The sequence below is a fragment of the Pseudomonas sp. WS 5503 genome (assembly GCF_012985385.1).
GTDB lineage: Bacteria > Pseudomonadota > Gammaproteobacteria > Pseudomonadales > Pseudomonadaceae > Aquipseudomonas > Aquipseudomonas paracarnis.
In genome coordinates, this window is the sequence record NZ_JAAQWI010000005.1 from 356295 (window position 1) to 381421 (window position 25127).

Below are 25127 nucleotides of genomic sequence, written 5' to 3' on the forward strand. Positions count from 1 at the left end.
AGAAACGCCTGCGTTTTCCGCCACGTTCCTACAGAGCTTGGGTGGCGGCTTCTATAGTTAGTGTGCCGCCCACTCGATCTTGGAAATATCGACACCGTCTTTGTACATGTCCCACAGTGGCGACAGAACGCGTAGCTTGTTGACGGCTTCGCAGACCTTCTGCGCGGCGTAGTCGACTTGCTCTTCAGTGGTGAAGCGGCCGAACGTAAAGCGGATAGAGCTGTGGGCCAGTTCGTCGTTGCGGCCCAGGGCGCGCAGTACGTACGAAGGCTCAAGGGACGCCGAGGTGCAGGCCGAACCGGACGATACCGCCAGGTCCTTGAGCGCCATGATCAGCGACTCGCCTTCAACGTAGTTGAAGCTCAAATTCAGGTTGTGCGGTACACGGGCGGTCATGCTGCCGTTGATGTACAACTCTTCAAGGTTTTCGACCTGCTTGTAGAAGCGATCGCTCAGGGCCTTGATGCGCACGTTTTCGGCAGCCATGTCTTCCTTGGCTACACGGAAAGCTTCGCCCATACCGACGATCTGGTGGGTCGCCAGGGTGCCCGAACGCATGCCGCGCTCGTGACCGCCGCCGTGCATGGTGGCTTCGATGCGCACGCGAGGCTTGCGGCTCACGTACAGCGCGCCGATGCCTTTAGGGCCGTAAGTCTTGTGGGCCGAGAACGACATCAGGTCGACTTTCAGCTTGGACAGGTCGATATCGACCTTGCCGGTGGACTGAGCAGCGTCGACGTGCAGCAACACACCCTTGGAGCGGGTCAGCTCGCCGATGGCGGCGATGTCGTTGATCGTGCCGATTTCGTTGTTCACGTGGATCACCGAAACCAGGATGGTGTCTTCACGCATCGCAGCTTCGATCATGGCCGGGGTGACGATACCGTCGGTGGTTGGCTCAAGGTAAGTGACCTCGAAACCTTCACGCTCCAGTTGGCGCATGGTGTCCAGGACAGCCTTGTGCTCAATCTTGGTGGTGATCAGGTGTTTGCCTTTGGTCGCGTAGAAATGCGCCGCGCCCTTGATAGCCAGGTTGTCGGACTCGGTGGCACCGGAGGTCCAGACGATTTCGCGCGGGTCGGCATTGACCAGGTCAGCGACCTGGCGACGAGCGTTCTCGACCGCTTCCTCGGCTTTCCAGCCGAATACGTGGGAACGGGAGGCCGGGTTGCCGAAGTTTCCGTCGACCAGCAGGCATTCGCTCATTTTTTGCGCGACACGCGGATCAACCGGGGTGGTCGCTGAGTAATCAAGGTAAATCGGCAATTTCATGGACTTTCTCCTAAATCAGGCTGGCTGGCGTGCCGTTAGCTCTTCGGCTGTCACTCGACGGCGGACGCTTCGATCTTGTCCAGACGCGGCGCCTTGGTGTTGCAACGGCGCTGGTCCTGACGCTGGGCTACTTCTTGTACCTCACGGCGAGTCACAAGATCAGCCAAGCTGATACCACTCAAAAACTCATGGATCTGCAGGCTCAAGTCACACCACAAGTGGTGTGTCAGGCAGGTGTCGCCGGCATGGCAGTCACCCAAACCCTGGCATTTGGTGGCATCGACGGATTCGTTGACCGCGTCGATCACCTGGGCCACCTGAATACCCTGCATGTCGCGGGACAGCTGATAGCCGCCACCCGGACCGCGAACGCTGGAAACCAGATTGCTACGGCGCAATTTGGCGAACAACTGCTCGAGATAGGACAGGGAAATGCCTTGGCGCTCGGAGATATCGGCCAGGGACACCGGCCCAGTTTGCGCGTGCAAGGCCAAGTCGAGCATGGCGGTCACCGCGTATCGGCCTTTTGTAGTCAGTCTCATGGACAAGTACCAAGGTGTTTCAGAATGGGAGCAAGTATGCGATTCCCGAGTATTTAAGTCAACTATAAGACCTAGTACTTTAGTCAGGATTACCCGTAAAAAGGGCGCGCGAATCATAGCAGGATGGGGTGGGATCGAACAGCGCAACCAGGCCTGCTGCAAGACCACCGAGCCAATGGAGATCAAATGTGGGGGCTGGCTTACTTGCGATAGCTGTCTATCAGCTTGCTTATAGGTTGCTGGCCCACCGCAATCGCAGGCAAGCCAGCTCCCACAAGAGGCCGCGTTCAGCCTGCCTTGGTGGTAGCGGCTTCGTCCTTGATTTCAGCAAAATCTTCCTCACGCAGTTCAGGCAAGTCTTTGGCACAGTACGGGCTGCCCAACTCCTTCAGCGCCCCGCACATACCCTCCAGCTTGCCGTCCACCGCCTGCAAATGATCAAGCAATTGACCAATCGCACGAGCCACCGGGTCGGGCATATCTTCACTGACGCCATAGGCATCGAAACCAATCTTCTCGGCCATCGCCTTGCGCTTGGCCTCTTGCTCATCACCGACTTGCGGCTTGACGATGATGCGGCCTGGAATGCCCACAACCGTAGCACCCGGCGGCACAGCCTTGGTCACTACCGCGTTGGAGCCAACCTTGGCGCCGGCACCCACGGTAAACGGCCCGAGCACCTTGGCGCCCGCCCCTACTACCACGCCATCGCCCAGCGTTGGGTGGCGCTTACCCTTGTTCCAGGTGGTGCCGCCGAGCGTCACACCTTGATAGAGGGTGACGTCATCGCCGATCTCGGCCGTCTCGCCAATCACGATACCCATGCCGTGGTCGATAAAGAACCGACGACCTACCTTGGCACCCGGATGGATCTCGATACCGGTCAACCAACGCCCAAAGTTCGATACCAGCCGCGCCAGCCACTTCCAGCCCATGCCCCACAGGGCGCCGGACAAGCGGTGGATCCAGATCGCGTGCATGCCCGGGTAGCAGGTCAGCACTTCAAAGGCGTTGCGCGCCGCCGGGTCACGGTGGAAAACACTTTGGATATCTTCTCGCAAACGCTCGAACATTTTTAATCCTTCCGCTCAAGAAGCTCACCACGGGCCGCTTTCTGGGTTTCCGTGAGGATGCCACGCAATATGTTCATTTCAGCCCGGCTCACCGAGCTGCGGCCGTACAAACGACGCAGGCGCGCCATCAAGTGCCGTGGCTTTTCAGGGTCGAGGAATTCGATGGCCACCAGGGTTTGCTCCAGGTGCTCATAGAACCGTTCCAGCTCGTCCATGGTGGCCAACTCGCCACTTTTGGTCGATGCAACCTCTTCCTTTTCCATTTTGCTCGGCTGGCCAGCAGCGGCCAGCCAGGCCATGCGCACTTCATAAGTCAGCACCTGCACCGCAGCCCCGAGGTTCAGCGAGCTGAACTCAGGGTCTGAGGGAATATGCACGTGGTAATGACATCGCTGCAGCTCTTCGTTGGTAAGGCCGGAGTCTTCACGGCCGAATACCAAGGCGATTTCAGCACCGCCAGCAGCCTCTTCCACCACTTTGGTGCCGCATTCACGCGGATCCAGCAGCGGCCAAGGGATACGACGATCACGGGCGCTGGTGCCGAGCACCAGATTGCAGCCGACCAAGGCATCCTCCAAGGTGGCGACCACTTGGGCATTTTCAAGCAAGTCATTGGCGCCGGACGCACGGGCATCAGCCTCGTGGTGCGGGAATACCCGCGGTTCGACCAGCACCAGGCGCGTCAGCCCCATGTTTTTCATGGCTCGCGCCACCCCGCCGATGTTGCCGGGATGACTGGTATTGACCAAGACGACACGAATGTTTTGCAGCAAGGGAGGCGCTCGCGGACACAGGAAAGGGGAGCAAATCTTACAGAACCGCCTAAGGTTATGCCATGAAAGCGAACGTCGTCCTTCACCTGAGGAAAGTTTCTGCTAGAATGCTCGGCTTTCTTTAACAACCTTAGGTGACCTATCCATGCAGCCCATGCTGAATATCGCGCTGCGCGCCGCCCGCAGCGCCAGTGAATTGATCTTCCGCTCCATCGAGCGCCTGGATACCATCAAGGTCGACGAAAAAGACGCCAAGGATTATGTATCCGAGGTGGATCGCGCCGCCGAACAGAAAATCATCGACGCCCTGCGCAAGGCCTACCCTACCCACGGCATCCTCGGTGAAGAAACCGGCCTGCACAAAGGCAGTGGCGAAGGCGAAGACTACCTGTGGATCATCGACCCACTGGATGGCACCACCAACTTCCTGCGCGGCATCCCGCACTTTGCCGTGAGCATCGCCTGCAAATACCGTGGCCGCCTGGAACACGCCGTTGTGCTGGACCCGGTTCGCCAGGAAGAATTCACCGCCAGCCGTGGCCGTGGCGCCCAACTGAACGGCCGCCGCCTGCGTGTCAGCGGCCGCACCAGCCTGGAAGGCGCCCTGCTGGGTACCGGCTTCCCGTTCCGTGACGACCAGATGGACAACCTGGAGAACTACCTGGGCATGTTCCGCGCCCTGGTTGGCCAGACCGCCGGCATCCGCCGTGCCGGTGCAGCCAGCCTGGACCTGGCGTATGTAGCCGCCGGTCGCTTTGATGCGTTCTGGGAGTCGGGCCTGTCCGAGTGGGACATGGCAGCAGGCGCCCTGCTGATTCAGGAAGCAGGCGGCCTGGTGAGCGACTTCACCGGTGGTCATGACTTCCTGGAGAAAGGCCACGTCGTGGCTGGCAACACCAAATGCTTCAAGGCAGTACTGACGGCGATCCAGCCGCACCTGCCGGCTTCGCTGAAGCGCTAAGCGAGCGAGCACAAAAAAGCACCCCGCGGGGTGCTTTTTTTATGCGTGGGATTTAGCAAAAAACCAATTCCAACTGATTCAATACAATCCAATCTGGGAGCTGGCTTGCCTGCGATGGCGGGCCAACCAACTGATTAGTTACTGACCCACCGCTATCGCAGGCAAGCCAGCTCCCAGATTTGGATCGAAACCAGACGTGGGGATTATTGCTGGTTCTGACCCAGGATCAGACGACCTTCCTTATCCACCGGGATCTGGCTGCCAGGGTCGCGCTCCATACGCACGGTACCTTCCTTGCCGTCCAGGTTGTAACGCACGTCATAACCGACCACCTTGTCACTGATGTCGTTAACGGTGTTACAGCGAGTTTGCGTAGTGGTGTAGGTATCGCGGTTCTGCATACCTTCCTGAACCTTGTTACCGGCGTAGCCACCACCGACCGCACCGGCCACGGTGGCCAGCTTCTTACCGTTACCGCCACCAATCTGGTTGCCCAGCAGGCCACCCGCAAGGGCACCCACCACGGTACCGGCGATTTGATGTTGGTCCTGCACCGGACGCTGCCGGGTCACGGTGACGTCCTTGCAGACCTCACGCGGGGTTTTGATCTGGGTTTTAACCGGCTGCACCGCCAGTACTTGCGCATACTCAGGGCCGCTTTTTACCAGGCTGTAGGTGGCAACAGCGCCTCCGGCAGTCACACCGACAGCACCCAATACCGCACCAACCAGCAACGACTTGTTCACATGAACCTCCTGACCATCACAAGCGGACCGAAAGATCCGCGCTATACCCAGTCTTGGAGCAAAAAAAAAGGCGCGAGTTCAATACTCGCGCCTTTCTTGTAACAGCGGATCAACAAACGCCCATCAAGGACGGTCGTCGACCTCCTTGTCGGTAGCGGCAGGAGGGATCAAGTCTTCGCTGTTGAGGTTCAGCCAGATCAGCACCACGTTGGCGATGTAGATCGACGAGTAGGTACCCGCCAGAACGCCGATAAACAGCGCCAGGGAGAAGCCCCACAGGTTGTCGCCCCCGAAGATCATCAGCGCAGCAATCGCCAGCAAGGTAGAGATCGACGTCGCCATGGTCCGCAGCAGAGTCTGGGTGGTGGAGATGTTGATGTTCTCGATCAACGTCGCCTTGCGCAGTACGCGGAAGTTCTCACGAACCCGGTCGAATACCACAATGGTGTCGTTGAGCGAGTAACCAATGATCGCCAGCACAGCCGCCAGTACGGTCAAGTCGAAGGTGATCTGGAAGTAGGCCAGGATACCCACGGTCACGACCACGTCGTGGATCAGCGATACAATGGCGCCGACACCGAACTTCCACTGAAAACGGAAAGCCAGGTAGATCATGATGCCAACCAGCGCCATCAGCATGCCGAGGCCGCCCTGGTCGCGCAGCTCTTCACCCACTTGCGGGCCGACGAACTCGACGCGCTTGACCGATGCCGGGTTGTCGCCACCCACCTTTTGTAAGGCCTCGGCTACCTGGTGACCCAGTTGCGGGTCTTCGCCAGGCATGCGCACCAGCAGGTCTGTGGTGGCGCCGAAGCTCTGCACAACGGCTTCGTGATAGCCGGCCTTGACCAGCTCGCTGCGCACCAGGGTAACGTCGGCCGGCTTCTCGTAGGTCAGCTCGATGAGCGTACCGCCGGTGAAGTCCAGGCCGTAGTTCAGGCCCTTATGGAACCAGCTGAACAACGCCAGAACGGTAAGGAGCACGGTGACGCCGAACGCAACGTTGCGAACGCCCATGAAGTTGATTGTACGTAACATGGCAGCCCCTTAAATCCACAACTTCTTGAAGTCACGCCCGCCAAAGATCAGGTTGACCATTGCGCGGGTCACCATGATGGCCGTGAACATCGAGGTAAAGATCCCGAGGGACATGGTCACCGCAAAGCCTTTCACCGGGCCCGTGCCCATGGCGAAGAGAATCCCGCCGACCAACAAGGTGGTCAGGTTGGAGTCGAGGATCGCGGTAAATGCCCGGCCGAAGCCTTCGTTGATTGCACGCTGTACGGTCATGCCCGCGGCGATCTCTTCACGAATCCGCGAGAAGATCAACACGTTGGCGTCCACCGCCATACCCATGGTGAGTACGATACCCGCGATACCTGGCAGGGTCAGTGTGGCGCCCAGCAACGACATCAAGGCCAGCAGCATCACCATGTTGCCCGCGAGGGCGACAGTGGCGATCACACCAAAGAAGCGGTAGATGGCGATGATGAACAGCGACACGAACAACATACCCCACAGCGCCGCATCGACACCCTTGGTGATGTTGTCGGCACCCAGGCTCGGGCCGATGGTACGTTCTTCAGCGAAGTACATCGGTGCCGCCAGACCACCGGCACGCAGCAGCAACGCCAGCTCGGAAGACTCGCCCTGGCCGTTCAGGCCAGTGATACGGAACTGAGCACCCAGCGGCGACTGAATGGTCGCCAGGCTGATGATCTTCTTCTCTTCCTTGAAGGTCTGCACTGGCACGTCTTTCTCGACGCCATTGACCATCTGCTTAGTGTAGGTGGTCACCGGGCGTTGCTCGATGAAGATCACCGCCATGCTGCGACCGACGTTGCTGCGCGTGGCGCGGCTCATCAGTTCGCCACCGTGGCCATCCAGACGGATGTTCACTTCAGGCGTGCCGTGCTCGCCGAAACCGGCCTTGGCGTCGGTCACCTGGTCACCGGTGATGATCAAGCCACGCTCGATCAGCGCTGGAGGGCGGTTGCCTTCGCGGAATTCGAATTCTTCGGAAGTGGCACGCGTAGCGCCTGGGTCTGCCGCGAGACGGAACTCCAGGTTGGCGGTCTTGCCGAGGATACGCTTGGCTTCAGCGGTGTCCTGTACGCCTGGCAGCTCAACCACGATGCGGTTGGCGCCCTGGCGCTGCACGATCGGCTCGGCGACACCCAGCTCGTTGACGCGGTTACGGACCGTGGTCAGGTTCTGCTTGATGGAGTATTCGCGGATTTCAGCGATCTTGGCCGGGCTCATCGCCAGACGCAGCACCGCTTGACCATTGAGGTCGGCCGGTACGATGTCGAAGTCATTGAAGTTCTTGCGGATCAGCGCACGGGCCTGTTCGCGGGATGCTTCGTCAGCAAAGCCCAGCTGGATAGCGCCGTTGAGCTGCGGCAGGCTGCGGTAACGCAGCTTCTCTTTGCGCAGCAGGCTCTTCACGTCGCCTTCGTAGACCTTCAGACGTGCGTCCAGGGCCTTGTCCATGTCGACTTCCAGCAGGAAGTGCACACCACCGGACAAGTCCAGACCCAGCTTCATCGGGTGCGCGCCAATGCTGCGCAGCCATTGTGGCGTGGTCTGGGCCAGGTTGAGCGCGACAACGTAGTCGTCACCCATGGCCTTGCGTACGACATCCTTGGCCGGCAATTGGTCTTCTTGCTTGGTCAGGCGCAACAAGCCGCCTTTGGAACCAGCCGCCAAGGTTGCCGCTTTAACCTGGATGCCCGCGTCGTTGAGCGCTTTGCTCGCACGGTCCAGATCAGCCTGATTGACCTGCAGCGAAGTGCTGGCGCCAGAGATCTGGATCGCCGGGTCATCAGGATAGAGATTGGGAGCGGAATAAATAAAACCGATCGCCAGCACCGCCAGGATCAGTACGTATTTCCACAGAGGGTATTTGTTCAGCATCACGCCGCCCGCTTATAACGCGGGGCGCCTTGCGCGCCCCGTCGATTGGTAAAGGTTGTTACTCAGATCGCTTTGAGCGTGCCTTTAGGCAGCGTGGCGGCGATGGCGCCCTTCTGGAACTTCATTTCCACGGTGTCGGAGACTTCCAGTACCACGAAAGCATCGGAAACCTTGGTGATCTTGCCGGCGATACCGCCAGTGGTCACGACTTCGTCGCCTTTTTGCAGGCTGCCCAGCAGGTTTTTCTGCTCTTTGGCGCGCTTGGCCTGTGGACGCCAGATCATCAGGTAGAAAATGACCAGGAAGCCGACCAGGAAAATCCACTCGAAACCACCGCCCATAGGGCCGGCAGCAGCAGGCGCAGCGGCGTCAGCCATGGCGTTAGAGATAAAAAAGCTCATTTAGCACTCCAGTTGCAAATAGTGAATCTTAGGGTCGGAAAACTCAGTCCAAGGGCGGCACAGGGAGGCCACGCTTGGCATAGAAGGCATCGACGAAGGCGGCCAATGTACCCTGTTGAATAGCCTCGCGCAAACCAGCCATCAGGACTTGGTAATGACGCAAATTGTGGATGGTATTCAACATGCTACCCAGCATTTCCCCACACTTGTCCAGATGGTGCAGATAAGCACGGGAGAAGTTCTGGCAGGTGTAGCAGTCACAGGTAGGATCCAGCGGCGAATCATCATGGCGATGGAACGCGTTACGGATCTTCAGCACGCCTGTATCGATGAACAGATGCCCATTGCGGGCATTACGGGTTGGCATCACGCAATCGAACATGTCCACACCGCGGCGCACACCCTCTACGAGATCTTCCGGTTTGCCAACGCCCATAAGGTAACGAGGTTTGTCTGCGGGCATCAGGCCTGGCAGGTAATCGAGCACCTTGATCATTTCGTGCTTGGGCTCGCCCACCGACAGACCGCCGATGGCCAGGCCGTCGAAGCCGATCTTGTCGAGGCCTTCCAGCGAGCGTTTGCGCAGGCTTTCATGCATGCCGCCCTGGACAATACCGAACAGCGCCGCCGTGTTATCGCCATGGGCGTTCTTCGAACGCTGGGCCCAACGCAGCGACAGCTCCATGGAGATACGCGCCACGTCTTCATCGGCCGGGTACGGCGTGCACTCGTCGAAAATCATCACGATGTCCGAGCCCAGGTCACGCTGTACCTGCATCGACTCTTCCGGGCCCATGAACACCTTGGCGCCGTCGACCGGCGAGGCGAAGGTCACGCCCTCTTCCTTGATCTTGCGCATGGCACCCAGGCTGAACACCTGGAAACCACCAGAGTCGGTGAGGATCGGGCCTTGCCACTTCATGAAGTCATGCAGGTCGCCATGCTTCTTGATCACTTCCGTGCCCGGGCGCAGCCACAGGTGGAAGGTATTGCCGAGGATAATCTCGGCACCGGTGGCGACGATGTCGCGGGGCAACATGCCTTTGACGGTGCCGTAGGTGCCGACCGGCATGAAGGCCGGGGTCTCCACAGTGCCGCGCGGGAAGGTCAGGCGGCCGCGACGGGCTTTGCCGTCCGTAGCGAGCAATTCAAACGACATACGACTCATAAGTTGTCCTCAGGGCCGCGCGGCGCCGGGTTACGGGTGATAAACATCGCATCACCGTAGCTGAAAAAACGGTACTCGTTAGCAATGGCGGCCTGGTAGGCAGCCATGGTTTCCGGGTAACCGGCAAATGCCGACACCAGCATCAACAGCGTGGATTCCGGCAAATGGAAGTTGGTGACCAGGCAATCGACCACATGAAAAGGTCGCCCTGGAAAAATGAAGATATCGGTGTCGCCACTGAACGGCTTGAGCACGCCATCACGCGCTGCACTCTCCAGCGAACGCACACTGGTGGTACCCACGGCAACCACTCGACCGCCACGTGCCTTGCACGCCGCCACCGCATCCACCACGTCCTGGCTGACTTCCAGCCACTCGCTGTGCATATGGTGGTCTTCGATGTTATCCACACGCACCGGCTGAAACGTACCGGCTCCCACGTGCAGGGTCACATAGGCCGTGTCGACGCCCTTGGCGGCAATCGCATCCAGCAGTGGCTGGTCGAAATGCAGCCCGGCAGTCGGGGCGGCGACGGCGCCGAGGCGCTGTGAGTACACGGTCTGATAGCGCTCGCGGTCCGCGTCTTCGTCGGGGCGGTCTATATAAGGAGGCAACGGCATATGGCCGACGCGCTCCAACAACGGCAACACTTCTTCGGCAAACTTGAGCTCGAACAAGGCATCGTGGCGCGCGACCATCTCGGCTTCGCCACCGCCCTCAATCAAGATGCTCGACCCCGGTTTGGGCGATTTGCTGGAGCGCACATGGGCGAGCACGCGGTGGCTGTCCAGCACCCGCTCCACCAGGATTTCCAGCTTGCCGCCGGATGCTTTCTGGCCAAACAGCCGAGCCGGAATCACCCGGGTATTGTTGAAAACCATCAGATCGCCTGGGCGCAAATGCTCAAGCAAATCAGTGAATTGACGGTGTGCGAGGGCACCGCTGACCCCGTCCAGGGTCAGCAGTCGACTGGCGCGACGCTCGGCCAAAGGGTGGCGAGCGATCAGCGAATCAGGGAGCTCAAAAGTAAAGTCAGCAACGCGCATGATGGGGTTCGTCTAGCAGGGCCGGGAAGTCTAGCGGAAATAGTGAAAATAGACCATGAAACGTGATTGACCAACGGTAATCTCATCTCTATACTTCGCCGCCATTGAGCCCTGATGGCGGAATTGGTAGACGCGGCGGATTCAAAATCCGTTTTCGAAAGGAGTGGGAGTTCGAGTCTCCCTCGGGGCACCATTTGCAGTACATAGACGACTACCAGCGTCTACGTAACACCTCTAGAGCCCGCTAACTGCGGGCTTTTTGGTCTCTAGGGTTCCACCCCCATCTCTTGCAAGCCAGCCTCTTTTTGGTACATTTTCTGTACATATTCCAGTTCGAGAACCGGAGGTGTACAGCGATGCCATTGACCGCCTTGCAAATCAAAGCGTCCAAGCCTGCCGACAGACCGTTCACGTTGAGTGATAGTTCGGGTCTTGCCTTGCTGGTGAAACCCAACGGCAGCAAGTATTGGCACTTCCGGTACACCTATCAGGGGCGGGCGGCGCGCATGTCACTGGGTGTGTATCCGCATATCTCCTTGCAGGAAGCCCGTGAACGAGCTGCAGAATGCCGCAACCTACTCAAGCAAGGCACCAACCCCGGCGCCAAACGCCGCGATGACAAACTGCGCCAGCAGGAGGCCGGGCTCAACACCTTCAGGCGAGCCGCGGAGTACTGGTACCAATTCAAATCGGACTCCGGCCGCAGCAGCGCGACGCTGAAGAAGATCCGCGACTATCTCGATAAGGATCTACTGCCCGCTCTCGGCGAGAAGCAACTGGAGCTCATCACGCGAAGCGACTGCGCAAAACTGCAGGCCTGCATCGAAAAACGAGGCGCCTTCAATGTTGCGGACAAGACCCGGACCTGGCTGAAACAGATTTTCAGTCAAGCCATTGCACGCGGCCTGTGCGAACACAATCCAGCCTCCGAACTCCATGCCATTGCGATAGCCCCACCGCCCACTCAACACTACCCACATCTGCACGAACACGAACTACCTGAGTTTCTCCGGGCCTTAAGCAAGACCACCAGCCGGCTACCAGCGAGGATTGCATCATGGATGACAATTCTGACAGCGAGCCGCCCCGGCATGGTTCGCTACGCAAAATGGGAGGAAATCGATTTTGAGGAAGGGATATGGACCATCCCGGCCGCCCGCATGAAGATGCGCAGAGACTACGTCAGCCCTCTACCTCATCAATTGATCGCCATGCTTACCAAACTGAACCAAAGCACTGGCCGCAGTCGGTATCTATTCCCAGGCAATGGTGAAAAGCAGCCAGTCATCAGTGAAAACACGATCAACCTGGTGTTCGCCAAGATCGGCTATAAAGGACGACTCGTCAGCCATGGCACTCGTCATACCGCAAGCACGCTGCTGCGAGAACATGGCTGGCTGAAGGACCATGTCGAAAGCCAGCTGGCTCACGTCGAGGGCGGCATCTCTGGCGAGTACAATCAAGCCCTATACCTGCCGCAACGTCGGATCATGATGCAGTGGTATGCAGACTATCTCGACGCCCTCAAAGAAGGCATTACAGCCAACCTTCGCGATCAATTTGATACTCGCGTTAATCAGTTCCTCGCACGCCCTTCTGCACCGCCTCTAACAGCATCCCATGCACACAAAGATGATCACCTCCAAAAGTTGCCTATCGAGACAGACTCAACGGCGACTCAGTGATCACGTGACGCCTCACCAATTCGACCCGGTCGACGACAACATCATCGCCTTGCAAAACTACCGTGGCGCATTCCAACACTGGTAAGTCGGTGAGATCTCCACAGCCCAGCCTTCCACGCGGGTCCACCCAAACAGGGCTGCGAAGCCGCCCTGCTTGGATGGACCTCACTTAAAAAATCTAAAGCCCACGCAACCGTCTGTGGAAAACCACGGATTTCCACCGGTGGATAATTTCATCCACCGCCGCAGAACTCCGGATAATTCGAGCCTTGACCCGAATTATCCACAGGCGTAAAAAAGATCGGGCAAAGCGCTGTCGTTGACAGCAACTCAGGTAGCCAGAACCTTTAAGGCTACGCCACACCGTGGTGGTTCTCCCAAAGTGCGATGAGCGTCCGGCGGCTCGCACAGTCACAGCGATGTGATGGATGCCTACTTCTACCAGAGTGGCCACTGCGGCAACTCACACCCCTTCGTAGCTGCCCTGCAGCAACCTATCCGCTTGGCCATTTCATTGCGCCAACCTGCGCCCGTCTCTTTCTTCCGGAAAGAGACGGGCGCTCCTACCGCTGCTGCAGCCCATCTCGTACAAGGCTTTGCGGCATTTCCCCTCGTGACAATCGGCGTGACAAACACCGAAGTCACCAGCAACGGCGATGCAGATGATGGTGCCGCAGCCTACGGAATGGACTGCACCTGACTGACAGTCAGGCATGCCCCGGTCATCGCTTCACTGCCTTCACCTGACTCAGGATCTCGCGGCACTGGCCTCGTCAGCCAGTGCAGCCTCCACCCGCCCACCGGTAACGGTGTTCAGGAGGCCAGATCATGAGATGCCCAAGCTCCCGGTCGTAAAGAGCCGACAGTCCCGCGTTAGTGGACAACCCTCACAGGTCGCAGGGGCCTTGATCCCTGATAACACTCAACATTCTTGGCGGGATGACGTGGGGAAAAGCTTCAACGTTTTGACTTCGAGAGGAGTTTGATCATGGCGCTGGTCGGTAAACGGGATGGGCGCAATTTTGGCTATGGCCGGCAATTGAGCTACGCCGGGCCGCAGGCGTTGAAAGACATGTTCGGCGGTGGGCATTACGGCACGGTCAAGGCGCACAGTGATCGCTGGCAGGCGTTTGTACGCTGGTGTCGGTCGGAGGATGGACCAGGGTTTAACGATGCGCGACAAATTGATCGGCAGACCTTGCTGGACTACGCCGGGTATCTGCGCCAGCAAGTTGAACAAGGTGAGCTCTCTATCGCGACTGCGCAAAACCGATTATCCAGTGTGAATCGGACCATGGCCGCGCTGCGAGGTGATCAGTATGTGAAGGTGTCGAGTCCGAGCAAGGCTTTAGGACTGCAGCGCACAACCGTCCGCACAGCAACCCCGCAAGGCCAGGATCGTGAACAGGTGAAGCGGATCGTCGAGGCGCTCTGCGAACACCAACTGCCGCGCGCCGCCGCCATCGTGCAGCTGGCCCGAGCCACAGGCATGCGCTTACGCGAGGCGATTTTGGCCGACCTTCCGCGCTTGAAGCATGAGGCCGAACAATACGGCAAGATCAACATCCAGGACGGTACCAAAGGTAGCCGTTCAGGCGCGTCAGCACCTCGCTGGATCAGGGAGAATGATCATATTCGTGACGCACTGAGGTTTGCCGAAAAGGTCTCGCCCGACGATAGCCGCAACCTGCTTGCACCGAACGAACGCTACCTCGATTTCTTGCAGGGAATCGTTGGCCCTGCACGGGACATCCTCCATCAGTACAACCTCAAAGGCTTCCACGAATTGCGGGCAGCCTATGCGTGCGAACGTTACGAGCAAATCACCCATCATCCCGCGCCTATCAACGGTGGCCATTGCTATCAGCTCAACCGACACCTCGATCAGGAGGCCCGAGTACAAATCAGCTATGAGCTGGGGCACGGCCGTATCGGCGTGGTATCGGCTTACATTGGTGGTCGAGCATGAACACGGCATTCGATATGGAGCTGTTCCTGGCGGGCGTCTTGACCGGGTCACACACCACACGCCAACGCCACCTGCGTCAGGCGAAGACTATCCAAACAGCGATCGCTGAGCGCTGGCAATGCGACAACCCATGGACTTGGCAGAGAAAACACCTTGCATGGTTTTTGAATCACCATCTAAACAAGCGCACTGAATCGACGCGCTATTACTATTTGCTGACCATGCAATTACTCACTCATCGTCTAGGAAAATCCTGGCAGTTCACCCCCTAAGCGAAGGTCAGAAAACGGCCAAAGGCAGCCGCTCACATAATGAAGCTGATATCTTTGACCTCACGGCTTTGGCTCAAGCAGAAGCCAAGAGCGATAAAATGAATGGAGGCATACCGAATGGCTACTCAGGTGGCAGCAACGTACTCACCAGATTACCAATGCATCAGACTAAAGTCTGTATTTCCCGCTTTTGCGGATCCGGAAGAACCTCAAGGCTTTCAAACTCCACATCAAACTGGTTTTTTTATCCACGAGTGGCTTCATTATCTACACAATAATTCAACAATTCATGGAGTAACTGCATACTCACACGCCGTGATACTGTGGTCAAATGTTCGGGCCATCATTGACCATAATGGCTTATGCATCGGAGATGACCACTTGCCGATTCAGGATTTTGCCGACATCCGAAAGCAATATAAACATCGTTTAGATTCTAGGGCAGCACAGAATAATAAAATAGAAGCAAGCCTTCGTTTGGATGATCTGGATTTTATTTCCTGCAAAAAGGACACGGCATATATTGAGGGAGACGAGAACTATCCGTCCACAAAGCTGCTTTGTGATGTTGTGAGCAAGGTTGATGACAAAGTTTTCAAGATAAAAATCGGCTGTCATGAAATTGTCGAATATATTGCATTTGCGCTAGAGTCGAGATTTCTGAGAAATTTGAAAGAGCTGCCCCTATCTGCTCCTATTGATCCATACCTATTGATTAATGGTCTGGCAACACTTATATCGCCAACCCTTGAAAGAGAAACAATATTGCGTTGTGCAATATTTTCACTTCAGCTTCCCGATCCTCCTTCTTACCTTGCAGGGCTACTAGATTGGTCGGAAAGAAATAAGTGTGAGCAAAAAGATCCAGATATCGAAATAACAAAAAAAGCATCCGATCATTTCAAGACAAATACGCATGTCATGAATGATCAAGTTGACATGATAGAAAACATGCTGCCTTTAGATTCCCCATTTGCGCGAGCCGTCAAGCATACTGCGAATCTAATGAAGAAAAACTACCTTTACCGGATAGATAATCCGTTTTTTGAAATTGATTTGGTAAACGAATTTTCCAGATTGGGTGGGTCTGCCATAAATGCTGCGATGGACAAACATGGTGTTGGGTTCCTTATTCAGGAGCGGGAGGGCCCAGATGATAAATTCATGCGAGACCTTATGTTTGATATATCTCTACCTCATAAACTTGACGCAGATATTACCTATGGCCGAAGAGTAGCTCAAGCCGCCTTTAGTTATGTTCTTGAATTTTTTAAAGTTGAGAATGACAAGATAAAACAGCCAGTCAGGATGCGGTGCCCTTTCTTCACATCATGTGATTCGGAGTATCGGCGCGACAATCCAAGCATATGCAGCACTGCGCCTTGGGAATCTCGAAAACTTGAGCAGTCCAAGATTTGTTATTTTGGAGAGGCTGTGATAAACACAAAACAACCGCCATCCTGCGAAGAAGGTGATCAAGAGAAGGAGAGCAAAGATGACTCGTGCAATTGAAGATAGAGCAAAACTTTACTTGCTGACCGAATTTAGGCACCCCAATTATGAGTTCCGGGGAAAAGGGGTAGGAGATAAGGGGTTTGACTTATGGTTAGACGAAAGAGGCCACGCCCCGAAAAAAGTTGAGCTGAAAGCCACCGCCGCCGCGTATCAAAGGCATAGCAATATTTTCGAGCGCTTGGTTTTCAATGCCGAAATTGAAAAACAATTGTTTGAGAGTGGCGAGTCTGTTATCGCAAGATTGTTCATGGGATCAGCGCCGCCACGCCTATTTATAGTTACTAATGCCATATTCAATACCGGGGCAAAACTTACGGTTGAGTCGCGATATGTGGTTCGAGGTAGAATTAATTATACCAGCTCAATAGTGGAGCTTGCTTAACTGCCAAATCAATGACAACTTCGATTCGTTAGGTAGTTTCCACGAAGGGCAGCTGTGGGTCGACTGCGGCCCTTCGTGACTGGCAGCAATCGACTGTGGATGCACCCTCCTCCCGGCGTCCTTCCGACCATGCGCAACTCCCTACCGAGGTCAGTAATCCCCCTGCTACGCTGAAAATTTCACGGAGGATTGCACAATGCCAAACTCAGACTTACTCCCTTCCCTGCTATTTAAGATCAACGAAAACCAGCTCGCCCTGGAGGCCGCCATCATGGAGCTTTCGAACTGGGTAGAGATGCGCGGATCGGCGGACGTCGCCGACAATGTTCGGGGCGCCCTGAACACGATCGATCGAAACGAGGAGTTCATCAAGATAACGCTTGCTGTGCTCATGACGCCCGACTAATCGCGAAAGTTCGCCATGTGTCGGTTCGGCATTTTTTGGTAGACCAGGGAGTCTATCCGTAACCAGTTTTTTGTAGATATTATTCACAGCTCGTCGGAAATTGGATGGAGAAATCCTATCAAGCTTCCATCCATACCAGTCCTTATTGGAGGCAGGTAGGATGTACACTTCACGGTACAACGTGGAAGTGTACACATGCAAAAAACTATGTTAATTATACAGTTATGCTATTATTCGAGTCTCCCTCGGGCACCATCTTAAAGAAAGACCTTGAAATTCAAGGTCTTTTTTTTCGCCTGCAAAAAAGTGCCAGGCGTGGCAGTGGAGGGAGCGGGACCATGGAGTTGACGCTTGAAGCGGTTGCGTTGTTTGCATTGAAGCTGGTGCATGAGACTGACGACGGCAGCCCGTTGCTGCGCGATGATCCCGTGATGGAGGGCTATGATCGCGAGGTGTTCGGGTTGTTGGTGCGCCAGGGAAACCTGGCCGAGATCCAAGTGAAGCTCGATGAATGCCTGTCTCTGGCACTCGACACCCTGGGTGGCGCCGATACCGTCATGGGTCGCGAGTTGCAGCGGCTCGCAACGGACGTGCGCGAAGCACCGACTCTGGAAACACTCGACGCCCCGCTCCACGCACTCAAGGATTACCTGAAAGCCATCCTGTGACGTGGACTTACTTGCGCCCTTCCACCGCCATCCGCACCGCCAAGCCCATCAATACCGACCCCATCAGCCAGCGCTGCAGCACCTGCCAACCAGGCCGGATGACGAAGAACACCGCGATGGAACCCGCCATGCAGGCAATCACCGCGTTGACGCTCACGCTGATAAGAATCTGCAGGGAGCCCAGCGCCAGGGATTGCACCAGCACACTGCCATGACCGTTCGGGTCGATGAACTGGGGCAGCAACGACAAATACATCACCGCCACTTTGGGATTGAGCAGGTTGGTGACCAGCCCCATGGTAACCAACTTGCGCGGGCTGTCCTTGGGCAAGTCGCGCACCTGGAATGGCGAACGCCCACCCGGCTTGACCGCCTGCCAGGCCAGGTACACCAGATACAGCGCCCCGCCGAGCCGCAGCGCGTCGTAGGCAAACGGCACCGCCATCACCAACGCCGTGATACCCAGCGCCGCGCACACCATATACACCACAAACCCCAGCGCCACCCCGCCCAGGGAAATCAACCCGGCCGTGCGCCCCTGGCAGATGGAGCGGGAAATGAGGTAGATCATGTTCGGCCCCGGTGTCAGTACCATGCCGAGTGAAATCAGGCCGTAGGCGAGCAAGCTGGACATATCAGGCATGGATTGGCTCCTGGTTTTTTAAGCTGCCAGCGTGAAATCCTTCGCCGACGCGGTCGTGTTGAGCGTCATGCTAGGGGCTTGAAGGCCCAGGCGTTAGATACAGATCCGCAAGCAAAACGTCATACACCGGCGGCACCACCTACCCAGGACAGGCACATGATCGACTTCAACAACAAAGGCTTTTTCAAGCTCAAGCAAAACGACGAATACGCCGAGCGCGTAGCGGCCCTGCTGCTGGACGGCGAAGAAGTGGTCGACGCCTACAAGGCCATGCGCGACGGCGTCGTGTTCACCACCAAACGCATCATCGCGGTGAACGTGCAAGGGATTACCGGCAGCAAGAAGGACTTCACCTCATTGCCGTACAAAAACATCGTGGCGTACTCGGTGGAAACGTCCGGGACGTTTGATCTTGATTCGGAGTTGGAGATTTACTTTTCGTCGTTGGGGAAGGTGAAATTCGAATTCACTGGCAAGACCTCGATCGTGGAAATCTCCCGGCTGATTTCCAAGCACCTGCTGAGTTGATCCACAGGCACAAAAAAGACCTTGATGCTTCAAGGTCTTTTTTATTGCGGTTCAACTGATACACATCGCTCAAAATGTGGGAGCTGGCTTGCCTGCGATGCCCTTTAAGGAAAAATCACAGCCGCTGATTCACTTAATACTCGGACACATTTTCATTCCCGCCACCTACTCAAACGCCTGCAATACCAAACCGCCCCACTGAACGCTGCTCCCAAAACCACAACCCCATTCCCAACCAACCAAAGCCCAAAATTCCTGCTCTGATCCGCATCCCCTTGATAAAACGGCCCAAAATACGCAGACACGACCACCACCAAACCGTTAAACACTCCGAGCGCCACTACAACCACCCCGACGACAAACACCACGCCCTTAACCAATTTCATATGATCTTCCAAAACCAGATCTCCCTGGACTCGTGATAGTCCGAGAACGTCCCCTCAATCGTAAATCCCAGCTGGATACGCGGATAACTCAGCCAATCCGTCAACCGCCGTCCATTCCAAAGGTCAATGTGGTCACCGCTGCGATTGCCAAACGTCTCATTCCCTCGGCGCCAAAAATCTTTGAAAAAGATAATGCCTTGCTGCCCCGCCAACACTTCTTCGAAATCCTCAGGTTTTATCTTTTTCGGCCGCTGCAAGCCGGGGATATTCGCGCCATTTAGAGCTTTGGCCATTTCCTCAGCCGCCAGCACATGGCCCTCACTCTTGGCATGCTGCCAACAATAGCGCACGCCTCTCAATCTGCTCAGGTCGGCGCCTGACCTGCGAAGTGCTACGCCCAGGTTAATGGCGCATTGGTCACTGAAATTTTTGGCGCCGTTGGTTCTACAAGGGGCGGCGTCTCCGAAAATTTCCGGGTGGTTTTTCCATAGGGAGTTGACCGTCAGCATTAAGCGCTTCCATCGCGTATTTTTCACACGAACGTAGCAAACGCTTTGCCGATAATGGTGAGGTCAGGCGCAAATCAGAACGGTCCTACTTGTGTGTAGGCTTTTGATGCAGGCTAACGCTCACACTGTGCTTTTTTGTAGGAGCGAGCTGCTCGCTCCTACAGAGGACAGAGGGCAGTGATGCGTGCCAGCCTGGGCATCTCACTTGGGCTGGAATGTCTCCAAATACGCCAGGATATTTTCAATCTTCTCCTGGTCACTGATCCCCCAGAAGATCATCCGCGTGCCACTGACCACCGATTTCGGGTCTTCAATGTAGGCCGCCAGTTTTTCCCGCGTCCACACCACGCCCGAGTTCTTCATCGCATCCGAATACTGATAGTCCTGAGTGGTACCGGCAGGCCGGCCAATGATGCCGTTCAGTTCCGGGCCAAAACCACCCCGCGCACCCTCACCAATGCTGTGGCAGCCGCCGCAGGTCTTGGTGAAGAGCTTGCCGCCCGCCTCGGCGTCGCCCGCAGCGAACGCGGGTGCGGCGATAACGGTCAGGGCGAGGGTCAATAACACATACTTCATTCACGTCTCCCTATCGGCTATTGCCTTGGATTATGCCTGTTCGACCGGCCTTTCTCCCAGCCGCTGCACCAGACGCACCAGATACCCGTCCGGGTCTTGCACGATGAACTGGCGCTGCCCGGCCTCCACGTCACCGGCTCGGTACCAGGCGTCCTCTACATCGCGGAACAAGGGCCAGCCGATCTGCGCCAACCGTTGCAGGATGGGTGCTACGGCGGGCACATCGATTTGCAGGTTGATGCCGCGCCCGAATGGGGGCTGCAACGGTGCGGTAAGCCACTGGCCGGCCTCGGGGTCGTATTGTTCGAGCATGATTTGCGCGCCGTTAAGGTCGAGGTAGGCAAAGCCTTCTTCTGCGCGCTGATAGGCAATAGCGAAACCTAACTGTTCGATCCAGAACGCCAGGCTCGCGCCAAGGCGGGTGACGATCAGTTCAGGCACGAGTGGGTTACGGTCGAACATGGCATTCCTAGGATGGCAGGGTGGCGTTCACCTTAACGGATTGTCGTGCCCATGGCTCACAAGCAGCCAAATGACCACCCATCGTTTAAAAAACATCCAATCGAACCTATATACCCAACCCCTACTCCACCTTACTGAACCCCTGATGGTGGAGTAAGGATCATGGCTCAGCCATCGATTTTGGTATTGGAAGACGACGAGATCATTCGGGCGTTGATGGTGGATGTGCTGGAAGACTTTGGTGCGGTAGTGACATCGTTTGCATCGGCAGACGAAGGGATGATTTACCTGGAGCGCGGCGATGACCCGGTGGATTTGATTGTCAGTGATATTCAAATGCCCGGCTTGCTCAATGGTTATGACTTGAGCCGTGTCGTCGCCCACCGGTGGCCTGAAGTACAGGTAGTGCTGACCTCAGGTAATACGAAAATCGCCGCCGAGCTGGGCAGTTCCGTGCGGTTTCTGCCCAAGCCCTGGAGTACCGACCACTTGCTTGAGTGCGTGCAGACAGCATTGACGCACTAGGGCCAGTCCCGGGATTGATAGCAGCGCGATATCATTTCAACCGAACTTGAGGGCTAGTTCTGCGGTCATGTAAGGTGCAGGGAGCGACTTTTCTGATCCGCTGGTCAGCCTTTTCGCTTCTGCGTTCAGCTGACGACAATGAGTCGTGTAGAATCGTCGCCCATTTTCACGCGTCATTCATGGCCGACAGGCCCACAGTTCGAGCTCATTGAATGCATTCACAGGCCCATGACGTTAGTGCGCCCTCCTTGTTGGAAACGTTGCGCACGGGCACGGGCCTGCTGCATGTGGCGTTGGAACAGCGCCTGCCGTTTTTTTCCGAGCGCCTGGATGCCCAGTGGTATCGGCGCTTGCTGCAGGCGTACTACGGCTTTTATCAGCCAATGGAAGCGGCGCTGTATGACTGCGGTTTGATTCCCGACGGATATGAGTCTGCGTTGCGTGTGAAAACGCCAACCCTGGTCCATGACCTGCACGCGCTCGGCCTGACTGAGCACGCCATCCATGACCTGCCTCGCTGTACCCAGCTCCCCGTATTAGACACACCGGCTGCGTGCCTCGGCGCCCTGTACGTGCTGGAAGGCGCAACCCTGGGCGGCCAAGTGCTGCGCCGGGAAATAGCCCTGCGCCTGGATGTGAACGCCGACAACGGCGGTGCCTTTCTCAATGTATACGGCGCCGAGACCGGACGGCGCTGGAAAGATTTCCTCGATTATCTGGGCCGTCAGCCACTGGATACAGATGCCGCCGTGCGCGCGGTGATGGCGGCCCGCTCGACATTCAGCGGCTTTGAGCAATGGCTCGACAGCCAGGAGGTATTGCTATGAAACCCGAAGATTTTGAAGAGCTGCTTGCCAACTGCGCCGACGAACCCATTCGTTTTCCGGGGGCCATCCAGCCCCACGGCGTGCTGCTGACCTTGTCGGAACCTGGCCTGAACATCATTCAGGTAAGTGCCAACGTCGGTACGCTGTTCGGCCACGCCCCCGAGGCGCTGTTGGATCAACCGTTGCACAGATTGATTGGCGAGGAGTACGCCCGGGCCGTGCAAACCATGGCCGAGGACAGCGCATTCCTGGACTCGCCGCCCCTGCTGATAACCTTCAAGGGTGAGCAGTTCGAAGGCCTGTTGCATCGCCATCAGGGCGTGTTAGTGCTGGAATTCGAACCACGGCTCAAGGATTTCAAACCCCGAGCGCACAGTGGCCGCACCAGCGACCTGGGCAAGATGCTGCACCGCCTGCAATCGGCAAAGACCTTGGAGGCGCTCTACGCCATCACCGTCAACGAAATCCAGGCCATGACCGGTTATGACCGGGTGCTCATCTATCGCTTCGAAGAGGAAGGCCATGGTCAGGTGATCGCCGAGGCCTCGGCGCCGTCCATGGAATTGTTCAACGGGCTGTTCTTCCCCGCGTCCGACATCCCCGAGCAGGCTCGCGAACTGTATCGCACCAACTGGCTACGGATCATCCCGAATGCATCCTACGAACCGGTACCGCTGGTGCCCAAATTGCGCCCGGACACCGGGCAGCCTCTGGACCTGAGCTTCGCCACCCTGCGCAGCGTGTCGCCGATTCACTGCCAGTACATGCAGAACATGGGCGTGTTGTCGTCCATGAGTATTTCACTGATGAAGGGCGACAAACTCTGGGGCCTGATCAGTTGCGGCAACCGTGAGCCGCTGCTGGTGCCCAACGACCTGCGCATGGCCTGCCAGACCATCGGCCAGGTGCTGTCATTGCAGATCAGTGCCATGGAGGCCCTGGAGCTGAGCCGCCAGCGCGACGAGAAAGTCGAAGCGCTGGCGCTGCTGGATCGGGCGATGAAAGCCTCTGCCAATAACGTATTCGACGGCTTGGCCCAGCAAGGCCGACTGCTGATGGACCTGACCCTCTCCGGCGGCGTGGCGATCATCGAAGACAAGCAATTACACCGCTACGGCAACTGCCCGGAACCGGCGCAGATACGCGCGCTGCACAAGTGGTTGCAGGGCGACGGCGCACCGGTATTTTCCAGCCATAACCTGGCCTCGGTTTATCCGCCGGCCGCCGAATACCAGAGCGTGGCCAGCGGCGTGCTCGCCATGAGCTTGCCCAAGCCTGTGGATAACGGGGTGCTGTGGTTTCGCCCGGAAGTCAAAGAGAACATCCACTGGAGTGGCGACCCGCAGAAGCCGCTGAATCTGGAAACCTGCGACGCGGGCATGCGCCTTCGCCCACGCACCTCGTTTGAAATCTGGAAAGTGGAAATGGCTGGTATCTCCACCAAGTGGAGCCATGGCGACCTGTTTGCCGCCAACGATTTGCGCCGCTCGGCCCTGGAGAATGACCTGTCCCGCCAAGTGCTGCGCGAGCAACAAGCGGTGCGTGCGCGGGACGAGCTGGTCGCGGTGGTTTCCCACGACCTGCGCAACCCCATGACCGTCATCTCCATGCTCTGCGGCATGATGCAAAAAGCCTTCAGCTCCGATGGCCCCCACACTTCACGGCGCATTTCTTCCGCCATTGACACCATGCAACAGGCTGCCGGGCGCATGAACGTGTTGCTGGAAGACTTGCTCGACACCTCGAAAATCGAAGCCGGGCGCTATGTGGTCAAGCCGGTGGCGCTGGACGTCAGCCAGATTTTTGAAGAGGCGTATTCGCTGCTGGCGCCCCTGGCCTCGGAAAAGGGCATCGACCTGTCGTTCAATGTCGAGCCTGGCCTGCAAATCAAGGCCGACCCGGAGCGCTTGTTCCAGGTGCTGTCGAACCTGATCGGCAATGCGATCAAGTTCACTCCGCGCCAGGGCAACATCGGCATCAGCGCCATGAGCGCCGGCGAGGAGATTGTATTTTCGGTGCGCGACTCCGGTGAGGGCATTGCGCCGGACGATTTGCCCCATGTGTTCGATCGCTATTGGACCCAAACTGAAAACAACCCCACCGGCAGCGGGCTGGGGCTGTATATCACTCAAGGCATCGTTAAGGCGCATGGCGGCAGGATCGAAGCCGAGAGCAAGCAGGGTCAGGGCAGCGAGTTTCGATTTACCGTGCCGAAGGTGACGATTGAGGCAAACAACTGAGCCATTTGCTGGCAGGGGCAACCATATTGCCCCTGCTGCCCCATAACCGAGAACGGAAAACCAAACATATATTCATACAACATTGCATTTCTTTAACAAAGTTTCAAAATAAAACAACCAAAATCCAACAATAAAACCAACTCACCCATCACAAACAGAAACATAGAACACCTCGCAAAAAACACCGAACCCCACTAACTTACGCCGAGCACTGTTACAGGGAAGAACATGCCATGTAAACCATGCCATTAATAGTGAGGCGTTACCGTGTTCAATTCTATCGGCTTTAATCCCGTCAATACTTACATTTCCCAATCCGCCCCCGACCAAGACACCCAAGCCAGCGAGAAGGTCAACTCACGCTCGAAACGAAGCCTCGATCAAATCGCTCCCGATAATTCGATTAATGACAATGGGGTCACCGCAGACAGAGGCGGCAGACGTAATGGTGGTGGCTTGGACAGTCTCGGCAAAGGCCATGTTCTTTGAGTAAACTTACTTAAGCGCAACTACTAAATAAGTAGCGCCCAGGGCGCTGCTTATTCATTAATAGCCACAACGTATTACTGCCTGACGTTCGTTGACGAAATGCCGACATTTTCAGCGTTATACTGAGTGCTTGTCTTATTAGTGAGC

Annotated in this window: 28 protein-coding genes and 1 tRNA gene; 15 read left to right on the forward strand and 14 right to left on the reverse strand. The window is 56.7% G+C overall.

The window, feature by feature from the left end; genetic code table 11:
- Positions 1–57: 57 nt before the first annotated feature.
- The 4 genes from HBO10_RS15795 to trmJ all read right to left on the reverse strand — a co-directional run bounded on the left by HBO10_RS15795 (position 58) and on the right by trmJ (position 3660).
- Entirely contained in the window at positions 58–1272 is a 1215-nt protein-coding gene (locus HBO10_RS15795) for an IscS subfamily cysteine desulfurase (RefSeq protein ID WP_003194019.1), read from the reverse strand.
- Between the two features lie 50 nt (positions 1273–1322).
- Entirely contained in the window at positions 1323–1814 is a 492-nt protein-coding gene (gene iscR / locus HBO10_RS15800; RefSeq protein ID WP_003194020.1) for a Fe-S cluster assembly transcriptional regulator IscR, read from the reverse strand.
- Positions 1815–2101: 287 nt separating this feature from the next.
- A complete protein-coding gene (gene cysE / locus HBO10_RS15805) occupies positions 2102–2887 on the reverse strand; it encodes a serine O-acetyltransferase (protein WP_034128028.1) in 786 nt (261 codons plus the stop codon).
- Between the two features lie 2 nt (positions 2888–2889).
- Positions 2890–3660: a tRNA (cytosine(32)/uridine(32)-2'-O)-methyltransferase TrmJ gene (trmJ, locus tag HBO10_RS15810; RefSeq protein ID WP_034128029.1), complete on the reverse strand. Its 771-nt coding sequence runs from the start codon at positions 3658–3660 to the stop codon at positions 2890–2892.
- 145 nt (positions 3661–3805) lie between these two features.
- Here trmJ and suhB point away from each other — a divergent pair, with 145 nt between their 5' ends.
- Complete coding sequence (gene suhB, locus HBO10_RS15815) at positions 3806–4621, forward strand: inositol-phosphate phosphatase (protein WP_005791195.1); 816 nt, start codon at positions 3806–3808, stop codon at positions 4619–4621.
- A 203-nt stretch (positions 4622–4824) separates the two neighbouring features.
- Here the strand turns inward: suhB and HBO10_RS15820 are convergent, their stop codons facing one another.
- The 6 genes from HBO10_RS15820 to queA all read right to left on the reverse strand — a co-directional run bounded on the left by HBO10_RS15820 (position 4825) and on the right by queA (position 10898).
- The gene (locus HBO10_RS15820) at positions 4825–5367 is read right to left on the reverse strand and encodes a glycine zipper 2TM domain-containing protein (protein WP_003194023.1); all 543 of its coding nucleotides are present in this window, start codon (positions 5365–5367) and stop codon (positions 4825–4827) included.
- Positions 5368–5490: 123 nt separating this feature from the next.
- The gene (gene secF, locus HBO10_RS15825) at positions 5491–6405 is read right to left on the reverse strand and encodes a protein translocase subunit SecF (RefSeq protein ID WP_003194024.1); all 915 of its coding nucleotides are present in this window, start codon (positions 6403–6405) and stop codon (positions 5491–5493) included.
- Positions 6406–6414: 9 nt separating this feature from the next.
- Positions 6415–8283: a protein translocase subunit SecD gene (gene secD, locus HBO10_RS15830; protein ID WP_003194025.1), complete on the reverse strand. Its 1869-nt coding sequence runs from the start codon at positions 8281–8283 to the stop codon at positions 6415–6417.
- 62 nt (positions 8284–8345) lie between these two features.
- Positions 8346–8684, reverse strand: coding sequence for a preprotein translocase subunit YajC (gene yajC, locus HBO10_RS15835; RefSeq protein WP_003175975.1), 339 nt, complete (start codon positions 8682–8684; stop codon positions 8346–8348).
- A gap of 43 nt (positions 8685–8727) precedes the next feature.
- Positions 8728–9843 carry a tRNA guanosine(34) transglycosylase Tgt gene (tgt, locus tag HBO10_RS15840; protein ID WP_032803964.1) on the reverse strand — a complete coding sequence of 372 codons (1116 nt, stop codon included), beginning with the start codon at positions 9841–9843 and terminating at the stop codon, positions 8728–8730.
- A 5-nt stretch (positions 9844–9848) separates the two neighbouring features.
- Positions 9849–10898 carry a tRNA preQ1(34) S-adenosylmethionine ribosyltransferase-isomerase QueA gene (gene queA / locus HBO10_RS15845; protein ID WP_034128030.1) on the reverse strand — a complete coding sequence of 350 codons (1050 nt, stop codon included), beginning with the start codon at positions 10896–10898 and terminating at the stop codon, positions 9849–9851.
- 108 nt (positions 10899–11006) lie between these two features.
- Here queA and HBO10_RS15850 point away from each other — a divergent pair.
- From HBO10_RS15850 to HBO10_RS15890, 9 genes are all read left to right on the forward strand, one after another.
- Positions 11007–11091, forward strand: a tRNA-Leu gene (locus tag HBO10_RS15850).
- Positions 11092–11254: 163 nt separating this feature from the next.
- Positions 11255–12583 carry an integrase arm-type DNA-binding domain-containing protein gene (locus HBO10_RS15855; protein WP_027605406.1) on the forward strand — a complete coding sequence of 443 codons (1329 nt, stop codon included), beginning with the start codon at positions 11255–11257 and terminating at the stop codon, positions 12581–12583.
- Between the two features lie 424 nt (positions 12584–13007).
- Positions 13008–13283 (forward strand): hypothetical protein, encoded by a 276-nt coding sequence (locus HBO10_RS15860; protein ID WP_034128031.1) that lies wholly within the window; start codon positions 13008–13010, stop codon positions 13281–13283.
- A gap of 288 nt (positions 13284–13571) precedes the next feature.
- Positions 13572–14552 carry an integrase domain-containing protein gene (locus tag HBO10_RS15865; protein ID WP_034128032.1) on the forward strand — a complete coding sequence of 327 codons (981 nt, stop codon included), beginning with the start codon at positions 13572–13574 and terminating at the stop codon, positions 14550–14552.
- Positions 14549–14824 (forward strand): hypothetical protein, encoded by a 276-nt coding sequence (locus tag HBO10_RS15870; protein ID WP_034128033.1) that lies wholly within the window; start codon positions 14549–14551, stop codon positions 14822–14824. Before HBO10_RS15865 ends, HBO10_RS15870 begins: the two co-directional genes overlap by 4 nt.
- A gap of 117 nt (positions 14825–14941) precedes the next feature.
- Positions 14942–16336, forward strand: a complete 1395-nt coding sequence (locus tag HBO10_RS15875) for a hypothetical protein (protein ID WP_140915248.1) — start codon at positions 14942–14944, stop codon at positions 16334–16336.
- On the forward strand, positions 16320–16721 hold the full coding sequence (locus HBO10_RS15880; RefSeq protein ID WP_034128035.1) for a hypothetical protein: 402 nt from the start codon (positions 16320–16322) through the stop codon (positions 16719–16721). Before HBO10_RS15875 ends, HBO10_RS15880 begins: the two co-directional genes overlap by 17 nt.
- Positions 16722–16917: 196 nt before the next feature.
- Positions 16918–17127, forward strand: coding sequence for a hypothetical protein (locus tag HBO10_RS15885; RefSeq protein WP_034128036.1), 210 nt, complete (start codon positions 16918–16920; stop codon positions 17125–17127).
- Positions 17128–17465: 338 nt separating this feature from the next.
- A complete protein-coding gene (locus tag HBO10_RS15890; RefSeq protein ID WP_034128037.1) occupies positions 17466–17795 on the forward strand; it encodes a hypothetical protein in 330 nt (109 codons plus the stop codon).
- 7 nt (positions 17796–17802) lie between these two features.
- Here HBO10_RS15890 and HBO10_RS15895 read toward each other — a convergent pair whose 3' ends face one another.
- Positions 17803–18438 (reverse strand): LysE family translocator, encoded by a 636-nt coding sequence (locus tag HBO10_RS15895; RefSeq protein WP_034128038.1) that lies wholly within the window; start codon positions 18436–18438, stop codon positions 17803–17805.
- Between the two features lie 156 nt (positions 18439–18594).
- Here HBO10_RS15895 and HBO10_RS15900 point away from each other — a divergent pair, with 156 nt between their 5' ends.
- Entirely contained in the window at positions 18595–18966 is a 372-nt protein-coding gene (locus HBO10_RS15900) for a PH domain-containing protein (protein WP_019817496.1), read from the forward strand.
- A 382-nt stretch (positions 18967–19348) separates the two neighbouring features.
- On the opposite strand, the gene HBO10_RS15905 is transcribed toward HBO10_RS15900, so the two are convergent.
- The 3 genes from HBO10_RS15905 to HBO10_RS15915 all read right to left on the reverse strand — a co-directional run bounded on the left by HBO10_RS15905 (position 19349) and on the right by HBO10_RS15915 (position 20899).
- On the reverse strand, positions 19349–19861 hold the full coding sequence (locus HBO10_RS15905; RefSeq protein ID WP_034128040.1) for a type VI secretion system amidase effector protein Tae4: 513 nt from the start codon (positions 19859–19861) through the stop codon (positions 19349–19351).
- 201 nt (positions 19862–20062) lie between these two features.
- Positions 20063–20437 carry a cytochrome c family protein gene (locus HBO10_RS15910; RefSeq protein WP_034128041.1) on the reverse strand — a complete coding sequence of 125 codons (375 nt, stop codon included), beginning with the start codon at positions 20435–20437 and terminating at the stop codon, positions 20063–20065.
- 30 nt (positions 20438–20467) lie between these two features.
- Entirely contained in the window at positions 20468–20899 is a 432-nt protein-coding gene (locus tag HBO10_RS15915; RefSeq protein WP_034128042.1) for a VOC family protein, read from the reverse strand.
- A 162-nt stretch (positions 20900–21061) separates the two neighbouring features.
- Here HBO10_RS15915 and HBO10_RS15920 point away from each other — a divergent pair, with 162 nt between their 5' ends.
- The 4 genes from HBO10_RS15920 (at position 21062) to HBO10_RS15935 (ending at position 24980) form a co-directional block, all read left to right on the forward strand.
- Entirely contained in the window at positions 21062–21424 is a 363-nt protein-coding gene (locus HBO10_RS15920) for a response regulator (protein WP_003194033.1), read from the forward strand.
- 212 nt (positions 21425–21636) lie between these two features.
- Positions 21637–22251: a biliverdin-producing heme oxygenase gene (locus HBO10_RS15925; RefSeq protein WP_034128043.1), complete on the forward strand. Its 615-nt coding sequence runs from the start codon at positions 21637–21639 to the stop codon at positions 22249–22251.
- The gene (locus HBO10_RS15930; protein WP_034128044.1) at positions 22248–24491 is read left to right on the forward strand and encodes an ATP-binding protein; all 2244 of its coding nucleotides are present in this window, start codon (positions 22248–22250) and stop codon (positions 24489–24491) included. Before HBO10_RS15925 ends, HBO10_RS15930 begins: the two co-directional genes overlap by 4 nt.
- Positions 24492–24758: 267 nt before the next feature.
- A complete protein-coding gene (locus HBO10_RS15935) occupies positions 24759–24980 on the forward strand; it encodes a hypothetical protein (protein ID WP_127881017.1) in 222 nt (73 codons plus the stop codon).
- Positions 24981–25127: the final 147 nt, after the last annotated feature.